The sequence below is a fragment of the Burkholderia sp. Ac-20344 genome (genome assembly GCF_017104975.1).
Classification (GTDB): domain Bacteria; phylum Pseudomonadota; class Gammaproteobacteria; order Burkholderiales; family Burkholderiaceae; genus Burkholderia.
In genome coordinates this window covers 1-249 of the sequence record NZ_JAAGPP010000423.1, presented here as the reverse complement: position 1 = coordinate 249, position 249 = coordinate 1, and the positions used below count along the sequence as shown (strand labels likewise).

Annotated in this window: 1 pseudogene; it reads left to right on the top strand. The window is 59.8% G+C overall.

What is annotated here, in order from left to right:
- Nucleotides 1–77 precede the first annotated feature (77 nt).
- Nucleotides 78–249 (top strand): annotated as a pseudogene (locus G3N64_RS40515) (IS110 family transposase); the annotation flags it as partial.

Genomic DNA, 249 nt, shown 5'->3' with positions numbered 1-249 from the left:
GTCACCGGGCCTGGTGGGTGGCTGGTGATCGCTGATAGGGGTTTGGCCGGGATATCCCGACGCCGTCCGTAACGTGGATGCCGAGACTTGCCACCGTTGTTGCAGGCCAATCCGTTCACTCTGCTCATACTTCGATGCAAGACACTCAACAACATGGCGCCGTCGATGTCTTCGTCGGCGTCGATGTCGGTAAAGGCCAGCATCATGCCGTCGCGCTCGATCGGAACGGCAAGCGCCTGTACAACAAGG